The organism is Paenibacillus sp. GD4 (assembly GCF_030846225.1).
Classification (GTDB): Bacteria; Bacillota; Bacilli; order Paenibacillales; family NBRC-103111; genus Paenibacillus_G; species Paenibacillus_G silviterrae.
This window is the reverse complement of record NZ_JAVCYK010000002.1, coordinates 860,505-872,768: the sequence shown is the minus strand read 5'-3', so window position 1 is coordinate 872,768 and position 12,264 is coordinate 860,505. Positions and strand designations below refer to the sequence as shown.

General features: G+C 49.9%; 12 protein-coding genes. 8 read left to right on the top strand and 4 right to left on the bottom strand.

Annotation, left to right across the window (positions count from 1 at the left end; translation table 11 throughout):
• The first annotated feature begins 181 nt into the window (after positions 1 to 181).
• The 5 genes from RAC89_RS26760 (at position 182) to RAC89_RS26740 (ending at position 4,417) form a co-directional block, all read left to right on the top strand.
• Positions 182 to 1,579 (top strand): FAD-dependent oxidoreductase, encoded by a 1,398-nt coding sequence (locus tag RAC89_RS26760; protein ID WP_306616779.1) that lies wholly within the window; start codon positions 182 to 184, stop codon positions 1,577 to 1,579.
• Between the two features lie 292 nt (positions 1,580 to 1,871).
• Positions 1,872 to 2,186, top strand: coding sequence for an ArsR/SmtB family transcription factor (locus tag RAC89_RS26755; RefSeq protein ID WP_306616778.1), 315 nt, complete (start codon positions 1,872 to 1,874; stop codon positions 2,184 to 2,186).
• Between the two features lie 10 nt (positions 2,187 to 2,196).
• Positions 2,197 to 3,489 carry an arsenic transporter gene (locus RAC89_RS26750; protein ID WP_306616777.1) on the top strand — a complete coding sequence of 431 codons (1,293 nt, stop codon included), beginning with the start codon at positions 2,197 to 2,199 and terminating at the stop codon, positions 3,487 to 3,489.
• A gap of 36 nt (positions 3,490 to 3,525) precedes the next feature.
• Positions 3,526 to 3,948: an arsenate reductase (thioredoxin) gene (gene arsC / locus RAC89_RS26745; RefSeq protein WP_306616776.1), complete on the top strand. Its 423-nt coding sequence runs from the start codon at positions 3,526 to 3,528 to the stop codon at positions 3,946 to 3,948.
• A gap of 4 nt (positions 3,949 to 3,952) precedes the next feature.
• The gene (locus tag RAC89_RS26740) at positions 3,953 to 4,417 is read left to right on the top strand and encodes an ArsI/CadI family heavy metal resistance metalloenzyme (protein WP_306616775.1); all 465 of its coding nucleotides are present in this window, start codon (positions 3,953 to 3,955) and stop codon (positions 4,415 to 4,417) included.
• A 342-nt stretch (positions 4,418 to 4,759) separates the two neighbouring features.
• On the opposite strand, the gene RAC89_RS26735 is transcribed toward RAC89_RS26740, so the two are convergent.
• Positions 4,760 to 5,209: a MarR family winged helix-turn-helix transcriptional regulator gene (locus tag RAC89_RS26735; protein WP_306616774.1), complete on the bottom strand. Its 450-nt coding sequence runs from the start codon at positions 5,207 to 5,209 to the stop codon at positions 4,760 to 4,762.
• A 99-nt stretch (positions 5,210 to 5,308) separates the two neighbouring features.
• Here RAC89_RS26735 and RAC89_RS26730 point away from each other — a divergent pair, with 99 nt between their 5' ends.
• Positions 5,309 to 6,430 carry an NAD(P)-binding domain-containing protein gene (locus RAC89_RS26730; protein WP_306616773.1) on the top strand — a complete coding sequence of 374 codons (1,122 nt, stop codon included), beginning with the start codon at positions 5,309 to 5,311 and terminating at the stop codon, positions 6,428 to 6,430.
• 31 nt (positions 6,431 to 6,461) lie between these two features.
• Here the strand turns inward: RAC89_RS26730 and RAC89_RS26725 are convergent, their stop codons facing one another.
• Positions 6,462 to 7,370, bottom strand: coding sequence for an AraC family transcriptional regulator (locus tag RAC89_RS26725; RefSeq protein WP_306616772.1), 909 nt, complete (start codon positions 7,368 to 7,370; stop codon positions 6,462 to 6,464).
• Between the two features lie 126 nt (positions 7,371 to 7,496).
• Here RAC89_RS26725 and RAC89_RS26720 point away from each other — a divergent pair, with 126 nt between their 5' ends.
• Positions 7,497 to 8,501: a glycoside hydrolase family 130 protein gene (locus RAC89_RS26720; RefSeq protein WP_306616771.1), complete on the top strand. Its 1,005-nt coding sequence runs from the start codon at positions 7,497 to 7,499 to the stop codon at positions 8,499 to 8,501.
• A gap of 28 nt (positions 8,502 to 8,529) precedes the next feature.
• On the opposite strand, the gene RAC89_RS26715 is transcribed toward RAC89_RS26720, so the two are convergent.
• The gene (locus tag RAC89_RS26715) at positions 8,530 to 9,048 is read right to left on the bottom strand and encodes a DinB family protein (protein ID WP_306616770.1); all 519 of its coding nucleotides are present in this window, start codon (positions 9,046 to 9,048) and stop codon (positions 8,530 to 8,532) included.
• 74 nt (positions 9,049 to 9,122) lie between these two features.
• Positions 9,123 to 11,261: an alpha-amylase family protein gene (locus RAC89_RS26710; protein ID WP_306616769.1), complete on the bottom strand. Its 2,139-nt coding sequence runs from the start codon at positions 11,259 to 11,261 to the stop codon at positions 9,123 to 9,125.
• A 107-nt stretch (positions 11,262 to 11,368) separates the two neighbouring features.
• Between RAC89_RS26710 and RAC89_RS26705 the strand changes: the two genes are divergently transcribed.
• Positions 11,369 to 12,247, top strand: coding sequence for a helix-turn-helix transcriptional regulator (locus RAC89_RS26705; RefSeq protein WP_306616768.1), 879 nt, complete (start codon positions 11,369 to 11,371; stop codon positions 12,245 to 12,247).
• Positions 12,248 to 12,264 lie beyond the last annotated feature (17 nt).

The window sequence follows — 12,264 nt, the reverse complement described above, 5'->3', positions numbered from 1 at the left end:
AACGGCGGGTTGTTTTTTTTAAGCAAGCGCTTGTCCTTTGGAGTAAATCGCCGCTTCTGCTGCGGGTATGAAACAAAAGTGAAACTAGCTCAGGTCGGTATCCCTACGCATAATGAAATTATCAGTGCTTGCAGCTTATGCGGCAAGCGATTTCATTTTCCTTCTTAGGAGGTTTCATTGTATGGATTCGATTGGAGAACAAGTATCGATTTCTTCTCAGCTGCCTGTGACCTACGAGCCGGATGTCGTTGTTTTGGGTGGCGGCGCTTCAGGGGTTGCCGCCGCAGTGGCAGCAGCCCGGAACGGGGCAAGCACCCTGCTGATTGAACAGCGGGGCTACCTTGGCGGTATGGGAACAGCCGCATTGGTTCCTGCTTTTTGTCCGTATACGGATGGGGAGAAGCCGGTCATTCGCGGAGTTGGGCTGACGCTGTTGGAGCGGATGAAGGAGGCCGCGGGGGAGGAGTTTTACCAACGGAACAAAGATAAGCTCAACTGGGTGCCTATCGATGTAGAGACGCTCAAGTGGGTATATGATGAGGCCGTCATGGATAGTGGGGCATCCCTCTTGTTTCATACCGTGGCGGATCAGGTCCTAGTAAACGGCGAGCGGATCGAAGGGCTCGTCATCAGTAACAAAAGCGGCCGACAGCTGGTCAAGGCGAAGCTGTATATCGACGCCTCCGGTGATGCGGATCTGGCTGCATTAGCTGGAGTGCCGTTCTTAACGGGTGGAGAGCAGGGGGAGCTGCAGCCGGCCACGATGTGCTTTCTCGTAACCGGGGCAAACCGGCAGCGGTTCGATCAATATCTTAAGGAGACGGAGCAATCCGGCCAGCTGGAGAAGGCGGTGGTGGAAGCGCAGCGGAACGGGGATCTTCCGGAAGGGCGAAAAAAGGTCTCCGGTATCGCTTGGATCTCCGATACGGTGGCCGGCTTTAACTTCGGGCATATATTTGGTGTGGACGGGACGAAGGCGGAAGATCTCACGAGGGCGGCCATTGAGGGACGGCGCTTGATTCAGCGGCAGCTGCATTTTCTGCGCAAGTATGTCCCCGGGTTCGAGCAGGTTCATCTAGTGCACTCCGGCGATCAGATCGGCATACGGGAAACTCGCCGCATCGTGGGGGATTATCAGCTAGTGGTAGAGGATTTCTTGTCGATGCGGACTTTCGAAGACGATATTGCACGTAACTCGTATTTCATTGACATTCATCTGGCTAACGCGAACAGTACAATGACCGTGAAGCATCTGCCGAAGGGCCGGTCTCACGGGGTACCTTACCGTTGCATGCTGCCGAAGGGAATAACGAATCTGATTGTGGCCGGCCGGGCTGTGTCCTCTGACCGTCCGGTGCAGGGTTCGCTACGTGTCATGCCGAATTGCTTCGCGATGGGCGAAGCTGCGGGCGTCGCCGCCTCCATGGCGGCGAAGGCGGGAGCCGGCTTCCGTGAGGTCTCCGTGCCGCAGCTCCAGCGGACGTTGATAGAGCAGGGGGCATGGCTCGGCGAGAAGCCCGGCACGGCGGATACGGTGGCCGCGCTTAACGAGCGCATCCGCTTCGACGACGAGACGTAGCCGCGGAGGAGCGGGTGTTTAGCGAGCCGATCTAGCTGCTGGAGCCCGTCGTTCGAAGCGAATATCGCAAAAATGCCATTGGACGCACGTAGTCAGCTGTACCGGCGCGTAGCAGTGGCATTTTGCGATAAGTACGTCACGCGGCCATGTATCCGCTCTCCCCAGTAGTAGGGGGGAACCTTACATTTACACAGAATTAACATGGAAGGCCTTGCATATATAATGAAATAATTATATATTTATTTAATAATATTCCCGAAGGCGAAATTCCTATAGAATCGAGGTGCAATACATGGAGCAGCTAGGGTTGATGTCTGAGCATTTCAAAATGCTGGGGGATAAATCTCGTTTAACCATACTTGCGCTGCTTAAGGAACGTGAGTTATGTGTTTGTGAAATCGTTGAAATTATGCGAATGTCTCAACCAAATGTAAGTCAGCATCTACGCAAGCTTAAAGCGGCCGGCTTAGTATTTGAAAACAGAAAAGGGCAGTGGATCTATTACTCCTTGAATTTGAGTGATAAACCGCATATACAAGATGCTTTAAGTTATATCCCATCATTAAAAAATAAAATTGAAACCATAACACCGGTATGTTGCGAATAACGGAGACCTTATGACTACTATTGCAGTTATCATTTTTGTTCTGACTTTAACCTTTGTGATATGGCAGCCTAAAGGATTGAACATTGGGTGGTCAGCAAGTGTAGGAGCAGTTCTAGCGTTAATTTTTGGTGTAGTTAGCCTTACTGACGTTGCCGCGGTAACAGGGATAGTTTGGAATGCGACGCTTGCCTTTGTTGCGGTCATCTTAATATCCTTGATTTTAGATGAAATTGGCTTTTTTGAATGGTCGGCACTCCATATGGCCCGTATCGCACGAGGCAACGGGAAATTCATGTTCATCTATGTCATTTTGCTCGGAGCTGCGGTTGCCGCCTTTTTCGCCAACGATGGAGCAGCCTTGATATTAACTCCGATTGTACTGGCAATGGTTCGTGCTTTGAAATTTGATGAAAAAATGGTGCTGCCGTTTATTATGGCAAGCGGATTTATTGCTGACACCACTTCCCTCCCTTTTATGGTAAGTAATTTGGTCAATATCGTTTCAGCCGACTTTTTTGGAATCGGGTTTGTAGAGTACACCAACAGAATGTTTGTTGTCAGCTTATTTTCATTAGGGGCAAGCATCGTTGTGTTGTATCTGTTCTTCCGAAAAAGTATTCCTCTGAACTATGAGCTTGCACAATTGAAAAAACCTGCCGATGCCATAAAAGATAAAAAATTATTCAAACTTTCTTGGATTATCTTGGGCATCTTGTTGGTCGCTTATATGATTAGTGAGTTTATTCAGGTACCCGTATCAATTATTGCCGGGATTGCAGCGATCATCTTCATTTTGTTCGCACGGAATAGCAAAGGAATTGATACCGTAAAAGTAATTAAAAGCGCGCCTTGGGCAGTTGTTGTTTTTTCAATTGGTATGTATGTCGTTGTCTATGGTTTGAGAAATGTTGGTTTAACGAATGCACTCGGAGACTTAATTGACTCCTTTGCCGGTAAAGGTTTGTTTGCGGCAACAGTCGGAATGGGATTCCTGGCAGCTGTCCTTTCTTCGATAATGAACAATATGCCTACGGTGATGATTAATGCCCTTGCCATCCAGGGAACTCAAACGGAGGGAGTCATTAGAGAGGGCTTGATTTATGCCAATGTCATTGGCTCGGATTTGGGACCAAAGATCACTCCTATCGGTTCATTAGCTACGCTCCTATGGCTTCACGTGCTTTCTCTTAAAGGAGTAAGAATCACTTGGGGGTACTACTTTAAGATAGGTGTTGTATTGACCATCCCAACCCTATTGATCACGCTTGTAGGTCTTTACGTATGGCTTACAGTCATTCATTAAACCGGAAACCGGAATGTAAAGGAGACGAGAAAGAAGATGGAAAAGAAATTGGTTTACTTTTTGTGTACGGGAAATTCCTGCCGATCGCAAATCGCTGACGGATTCTTGAAAGCATTGGGTAGCGGTAAATATGAGGTAAAAAGCGCAGGACTTGAAGCGCACGGATTAAATCCAAGAGCAGTTCAAACTATGAAGGAAGCCGGTATTGATATTTCCAACCATACATCAGATGTAATTGATCCTGAAATTTTGAGTAAAGCCGACTACATTATTACTCTTTGTGGACACGCCAACGACAACTGTCCCGTCGTCCGCAACGAGAAAGCGGAAAGATGGCATTGGGGGTTTGACGATCCTGCAAAGGCAACGGGAACGGAGGAAGAAATTACAGCTAAGTTCCGTGAGGTTCGTGATTCGATTCAAGCCCGTATCGAACAATTCGTGAAAGAAGGCAAATAAAGTTATGTTACGTATGCACGTTGCGATTAATTGCACTGACCTGTCTAGATCCTTAGAGTTCTACAAAGCCTTTTTCGGTACTGAGCCCACAAAGGTTAAAGACAATTATGCAAAGTTTGAACTGGATAACCCAGCGCTTCACTTCTCCCTGAACGTTAGACCGTTTGAAAAGAACGGTGTTTTAAATCACCTGGGGTTTCAGGTTCATGGTACGGAAGAAGTATTGGAAATGGGCGAACGTCTAAGAACAAGCGGTTTGCTGCTAATTGACGAAATGAATACCACTTGTTGTTATGCGGTTCAAGACAAGGTTTGGGTTTACGACCCTGACGGAAATGCATGGGAAATCTTCTATACCAAAGAGGATTCCGAATTTGAATCCGCAGGAGCTCCACGGGATCTGTCCTTATGCTGTGCGCCTCCTTCGGCACCTGTATCCGTTGAATTCACTTCATTTAAGAAAAAATAAGGGGGCAACTATGCAAAAAAATTATCATAGCCTAATTGATGAGAAAATATTCTTCGGTGGCGCAGCCGATGTTGAAGATATGCTCAATAGGAAATGGGGCTTCCTACTATCGAAGCCCCATTTCCTTATTCATATGATCTAGCAGCAGGTAGTATCGCAGCAATCTTGGTTTTGCTCTTCGGTAGTGCAGCATTGATCATCACAGCATTGTTGGTTGTAAAGAACCATTGAAATCACCTCCTTCGCAGAGTATAAAACGTATTCAAGATCTAATTGCATACATGTCCCATCCTAAACGATAACTTGCATTTTGCAACTATAAACCGAAAAAGAAATCCTCCATTATTTCGGAGGAACACAACAAGAACCGGAGCTTTTCATTGCATGGTTAAGCAAGTCAATTGACCGTATGACCGTTTCTCTCTCAAATGGAGTCATACTGGATAAAACTCCTGTAAGCTGGGCATTTACTTGATAATTAATTTGATTTTCAATCGCCAAGCCTTCGGGAGTTAACGATAATATATGGATTCGGTTATCTTGGGGATGTGGCGTTTTCTTAACCAATTCCTTATCTGCCAAGGCTTTTACTTGCCGGCTAAAGGTCGTGATATCAATTCCCAACGCTCCTGCTATATCCTGCATGGATGGATTATGCTGACGATTGATTTCATAAAGAATATGGCTCTGAGATAAGGATATATCCGAGCCGCAACAGTTCTCGCAGCATTTCTCATTAAGAAAACCAAAGTTTCGTGCAAGGAGCTGAAATGTGCTTCGTAAGTTTTCCATTGTTCTCACCTCATGCTTAAGTTATATCACACATACTTGCAAGTTGCAAATATAAAATGTATACTTTAGCCAATAAAATGAATCCGGGAGGTTTTCTTCATGTTAGATGTCTTAATCATTGGGGCTGGACCCTATGGAATATCCTTAGCGGCTCACGCTGTTGTAGAGGGTCTGTCATATAAGTTAATCGGATACCCGATGGACTTTTGGAAAAATCAAATGCCTCAAAATATGTTTATTCGTACACCTCACGAACTGGTTAGCTTCTCGGACCCACAGGGAAAGTACACGCTGCAAAGCTTCTCTAAGGAAACCGGTACAATGATTGGTACACCGTTGCAACGAACGATTTTCGTCAAATATGCAGCCTGGTTTATTCAAAAAACAGGCGTTGAGTACATACCTGATTTAGTAAGCAATGTAACGAAAGACGGCAGCACATACATCGTTACTACGAAAATGGGAGGAGTGTACGAAGCAAAAAACGTCATTATTGCAACGGGAATTCAACATTTTACATACATTCCCGAAATATTAACTGAATTCCCCGAAAGCTTGGTAACTCATACCTCAGGGTACACCAGCTTTGAACAGTTTCAAGGGAAAAACGTTGCTGTTATTGGAAGTGGTCAAAGTGCGTGGGAAGCCGCTGCGTTGCTGTATGAAGCCAATGCAAAGGTTGAATTGATTTATCGTAGAAATAAACCGATGTTTATTAAACCAAACAAAAGCCAAGAAAAACTATTACAGCTGATTGGCCATGTTTTCTTTAAACTGCCTTTGTTCGTGAAAACAAAATTGTGGAATATAGCTTCTGAAACGGTTCCCATTGCTCTTTTTTTGCGCCCCTATGTGGAGGGCAAGGTTCATGAAACCAGCGGTGTTACCATGGATTCCGTTTCGGAATGGCGAAGTAAGATTAGAATCGTCCTTTCTGATGGGACGGAACGAATTGTAGATCACATCCTTACTGCAACCGGCTACAAAATGGATATCGGCAAGCTGCCATTTCTTGATGGTGACTTGCGGGAAGATATTACCCGGGAAGAAAATGCTCCTCGATTACCCAAGCTAAACAAGAACTTTGAATCGAGTCAAAAAGGTCTATTTTTTGCCGGCCCGTTATCTTCACATAGCCATGGGCCAACATTTCGATTTCTTCTTGGTGTAGATAAAACGGCAAAAACTATCATTAATTCGTTGCACGCACCCGATGAGTAAAGCAAAAGCCGCCACCGATTTCCCCCAAATATCATTGCCGCGATTCAGCGTCCGCTTTACGTCCGGAACTTAAGCGATATTCGCCGGGCGTCATCTTCTTCAGCTCCCGGAAGATGCGCGAGAACGTTTGAAACGAACCGAAGCCGACCTCGACGGCAATATCGATGCTCTTCATATCGGTCGACAGCAAAAGGCTGCAGGCATGCCTAATCCGCACTTCGTGAAGGAAGCGTACGAACGTCTGGCCCACATGCCGCTTGATTTCCTTACTCAGCTGAGGCTCGCTCCTGTCAAAGCGCTGAGCCAGCCCGGAGAGCGTCAGCTCCTCTCGATAGTGCTGGTGGATGTAATGGATGATATACCAGATGCTCGTATCCGGTTCTGCGTTCAACTGCCGCTCGTTCCCCGCCGCCGTCGGGTGCTCACGCTTGTCTCGTGCCCGTGCGAACCGGATTAACAGCTCGGCCAATCGGAGCTTGATCATCGGCAGTCGCCAGGCATCTCCCGAAGCCAGCTCGGCAACGATGCTGCGGATCAGCGAGAGCCATTCCTCTGCGACTTCATAGGAGAGTTGCACGTAGGGAAGCGAGCTGGATTCGGTGTATAATAAGCGTTTCCATTCCTGCTCCGAAGGCAAAACGGAAAACAGTAAGCTCATATCGAACATGCAGTTGTACAGCTTCAGCGGGGCATCCGGCTTCGCGTGAAGCTCATGAACCTGATAAGGCAGCAGGAAGGAGAACGTGCCTCGCTGAAGCGGATGCCTTGTCCCATTGACGACCTCCCAGCCTTCGCCGTCGATGACCAAGGAGAACTCCAGAAAATCATGTCGGTGTGCAGGAAAGTGCCGCTGAATTTCATTAAGCGAGATGTGAAGAGGGAGCTCGGGTGAGATGTATACATAATCCGTCAGCTGCTTATTTGAAGGAAATACCGTCAAGCGGACCGCCTCCTCGGAAAAAGTTGAGACCTATCGTGAAAACTTAAGATGCTGCGACGCTCACTCTATTTTACGATAGAGGCATCACTTATGTCATTCCCCATATCGAAGGAGGCACATAAATCCATGACGATTCAGCTTATTGGAGCCCTGAAATCCAGCACTGTGATTACCCGATATCCCGGCAACCCTGTTCTTACCGCAGCAGACGTACCGTACAAGCCTGCGCTTGTGTTTAATGCCGGTGTTACCAAATATGAGGGCCGATACGTTATGGTTTTCCGTAATGATTACGGAGATCCTGCTACGCATACGCTAGAGCCAAGCAGCACGACGAATCTGGGTCTCGCCTATAGCAAGGACGGGATTCAGTGGGAGGTACAACCGAAGCCATGCTTCGGACTGAAGGATGAGGAAATCATCCGCACTTACGATCCGCGCCTTACAGTGATCGATGGACGCTGTTACATGTGCTTTGCTGTCGACACGAAGCACGGACTCCGCGGAGGGATCGCGGTAACCGAGGACTTTGAGCACTTTGAGGTGCTGCACCTGAGCCTGCCGGACAATCGCAACATGGTGCTTTTTCCCGAAAAAATAGGTTCAAAATACGTCCGGCTCGAGCGACCATTCCCTGTATACGGCCGTGGGGGGGGCGACCGGTTCGACATGTGGCTGTCCGATTCGCCGGACCTTGTGTATTGGGGCAATTCGGCGCTCGTACTCGGGGTAGAGGATATCCCGTTCGCGAACGATAAGATCGGTCCGGCCGCGCCTCCTATTCGAACTCCGAAGGGCTGGTTGACCACATTCCATGCCGTGGATCGGGATCCTTCCCGCGGGAAGAACGGCTGGGAAGCGGCTTGGCGCAAGCGTTACACCGCAGGCATTGCACTGCTGGACCTGGAGGATCCCAGAAAAGTAGTCGGACTTTACAAGGAGCCGCTCATGGCACCCGAAGCGCCCTACGAGGCAGAGGGCGGATTCCGCAACGATGTGATCTTTCCAGGCGGGATGATTCTGGAGGACGATGGAGAGGTAAAGCTCTATTACGGCGCAGCGGATACCGTAGAGTGTCTTGCGACAGCCCATGTGGATGATCTGGTCAAGCTCTGTTTGGAAGGAAAATAAGCTTCAACGCAAAAAGAAGGGGCTGTCTCTAGCGGACAGCCCTTTCATTAATCGGCAAACGGGCCTCCAGCTCGCGCTGTTGCAGAAGGTGATGACGGAAATGCATGTCGATAAGAGCAAACCACTCCTTGGCGTTTAACCAACCGAAGCCGCCGTGCTGTATTTTTCTGTGGGGATCGATCTCCTCCAGCTTCCCTGTCCATTCCCTCATGCGTTCCTGCACCCGATCGAGTCCGCACGCCAGGTCTTCTTTACTTTCGGTATTGCTTGGCGAATTTTCCGGCCCGTCCGGCAATTTGATTTTGACAGGGGGAAACGTGTGGCTTTCGAAAATGCGCTCTCCTGTTTCCGTCTTCCCAAGTGTGGGGTCTGCGGCCGCCGCCTTACAGAGCCCTACCTGATCCAGGTAGTCCAGTGCGGTTAGGATCAGATGGTCGTACATTTGGCCAAGCGACCATATCTCAGGCGAGGCTTGATAACGTAGCTGCTCTTCCGTGTATTGTGTCAAATCGCTTTTGTACGATAAAATCCATTGTGAATCGCCCAAGCAGATGCCTCCCCGGAAAACCGTATTTCCTAAATTGTACCATGCGTCGCGGCCTTAGGTTTCTTCTGAATTGCTCACCGGGATGCCGCATACCGATATACCGCAAAAGAAAACGGTGACGGCCTGGTGAACGAAAACTCCCCTCGGGAATCAGGCTGAAGCAGCTTGGATGAAGCCTCCTCATGACTCTGAGGAGTAATGACCCGGTCCTTGCTGTCCATTCGCGCAATCTCCGTAAGCCGCAGAGCTTCGCACGAGCCGAGCCCCCATAGCTTCAGCATGCGAGTTGACGACGGGTTCAGCTCCCGGATCACCAATAAATATCCGCTGTCGTCCCCCTGTAGGCTTTGCAGTCCCGTCCAGCCCGTTCCCGTAGGTTCATCACCGATAGGAAGCACATGCCCTGCCAGTATATCCTTGTGATACGGCTTAATCGCCTGAATCACAGCAGACAAGGCTGCCGTCTGAGCGGCGTCCAGCCCGGTAAGCTCCATCCACGCCAACGGATTCGCGAAGGCCGTCACTGCGTAGGAATACACCTGCCCGCAAGCGGCAGGGGCTAAGGGATCGTCAGCATACAGATCCTTGTTCCGGTTAACATTCAGAAACTCCATTTGCAGCTTCGAGGCCGGGACGAAGGGTGACAGCATCCAGAAATTCCGCAGCGTCCAATGGGGATAATAGTTCTTCCAATCGGTATAGCGGTTCTCGAGGAATAGATTGCCGTACTGCGTTTTACCCAGATAGCCAAGGCGCTTCTGGGATGTTGTGTCCAGGTTAAAGTCCACCTGACCGCCAGTTTCTTGTACGACCCGCCTGAGAATCCTGACGAAGCGGCTCTCCCCAAGCTTGGAGCGAATGTGTACTCCATCCATTTTGAACATACAAACGCCATGCTCCCGATGCAGCCACAGCAGGGTCTCAATATCCTTCTCCCAGTTGGCAAAATCGTTCTCCGAATCCGGGGAGTACCACAAGCCCAGCTTGATGCGAAGCTGCTTCGCCAGCTCGGTGACGGGCGCCAAGCCGCGGGGAAACCGCTCCGGATGAACCGTCCAGAAATCGCCCCCACCGTTGTAGTAATCGCTCCACCGCCCGCCGGCCGTTTTGGCATTCACCGAATTGGTGGTAACGCCTTTCTGCCATCCGTCGTCGATCTGTACGACGTCAATCCCAAGTCGAGAAGCCGCATGCAGCTCAGCAAGTAAAAATTGCTCACCAACCCGTCCGTCTCTTGAGCGATCTCCCCATGTATTGCTCATCACGAAGCTGTCGCGCTCCGCATGGAACTCCCGAAGGCAGCGGTGGTATTGATGGATCAGCTCGTATCCGCTAAGCTCATTGCCGTCATAAACCCCTACCGTAACGCCATAGGACGTCACTTCCTCTTGCTGCGCAAGAGTATCCGCATCAAAGCCTGTGCCGACTACCGACAAGCAGATGCCTTCAAAATGCAAATCCATTCCCCGATCCTGCACGTGCCCGGTCGGCGTGGCGCTTTCCTTAATCACAAGCAGGCCGCTACTCCGCAAGCTGCTGCTCAGCAAGAGGATGCTGCCGCGTAGTCCCCGCTTTTCGTTCTTGTACAGCAATCCTGACTCCCGGCTGACCAGGTTATTGTTGACATCCGTCCGGTCCCGGAAGCTGACGGTTTCCCAGCGGCAGTGGAGCTCCTGCAGGTCCAGCCGGTCACAATAATCGTTGTTGCCGGAGGAGTGCTGCTTATGGTTATCATCCAATTGCAGAACAGGGGGTAAGCCGACACCGCCGAATGAATCGGGAGAGCCGACCGGAATCGCAAAGCCTCCCTGTACCGCAATGACATCCTCAGGCAGCGAAGTCAGCTCATGTCGAATGAAAGCAGCGGCCGGGTAAACCCTGACGGTGAGTCGAACGAATCGGGACATCCCTCCGAACAGCATGTTGACATCCGTCCGAAGATGCGATCTGCCAACGCCGCAATCATCATCCACTGAGGTATTGGCAGATACAACCGTCAACCGGGAACCGGCAGGCAGCCAGGGTACGTCGAACAATGCGGCATTCGAATTCTCTCTCAGCCATTCCTTGCCTCTCTGTTTGTCCAGAACGGACACGTTCACAGGCCTTCCGCAGGCAAAGGACCAGCTTCGTTCGATCCGGCTGTTTCCGATCCGAAGCACCGATCCTTCGATTCCGACATAGCAGTCTTCCCAAGTCATGAAGCTGTCCATATCAAAACACACCTCCGAGTGGTATAATATTTGTCATCTAAAATGATTATAAGACCTTGTAATTTCTTGTTAAACAGTAAATATTTGTCCTGAGGTGGTACGATATTGTGCAGACGTCATATGGTTTTCGATATACGGAGGATGAGGGCAATCATTTGCATAAGCTGTTCTCCATCGGGCACGGCTGTGCGAAGGATGGCTCCTATCGATGGAACGGACTGAAGCGGGAAGGCAAGGGGATTATTTTTCAATACACCTTGAAGGGAGAAGGCCGGCTTCGGTATGGGAAGGAGCACTATTCGGTTCCGAAGGGGCTGGCATTCACGGTGGCAATTCCAAGCGATCATGAGTATTCCTATGATGGTGCCCGGTCCGGGGAGGGCTGGGAGTTCTTATGGATCCGCTTCGAGCTGCCGGGGGAGGACTGGCTGACGCAAGAGCTGATGAAGCAGCATGGACCTGTTGTGGAGATAGGGGCGGAGGAACTGCCGATCCGGCTGCTGTGGGCCTTGTATCGCGATGCCGAAGCCAAAAGGCTCGGGGACCGGTTCGACCTGTCGCTGCGAATCTACGAGTGGCTAATAGCCCTGCAGCGTTCCTTGCTTAGCCGGGCCTCCTATCGAACGGAGGAGATTCCGAAGGCGTATCGGCGTGTGACGTCATTCATTGACAACCACTATGAGCAGGATCTCTCGCTTGATCAGCTTGCTGACATTGCCGGCTTGAATAAATATCACTTGTGCAAAAAGTTCTCCTCTTACCTAGGCGTTTCTCCCATGGATTATGTTCGAAACCGAAGGCTGGAGAGGGCGGCGGAGCTGCTGCGCACGACAGCTCTGCCGATAACGGATATAGCGGGACTCTCCGGCTTCAGCAATGTCAGCTACTTCGGCAAAGTGTTTCGCAGAATCATCGGCATGTCCCCAAGTACGTATCGTGAGGCTAAGGAGGGACACGTGCAAAGTCATCTGCGGCTTCTGGAATAGGTATCAGGGCTCGGGCC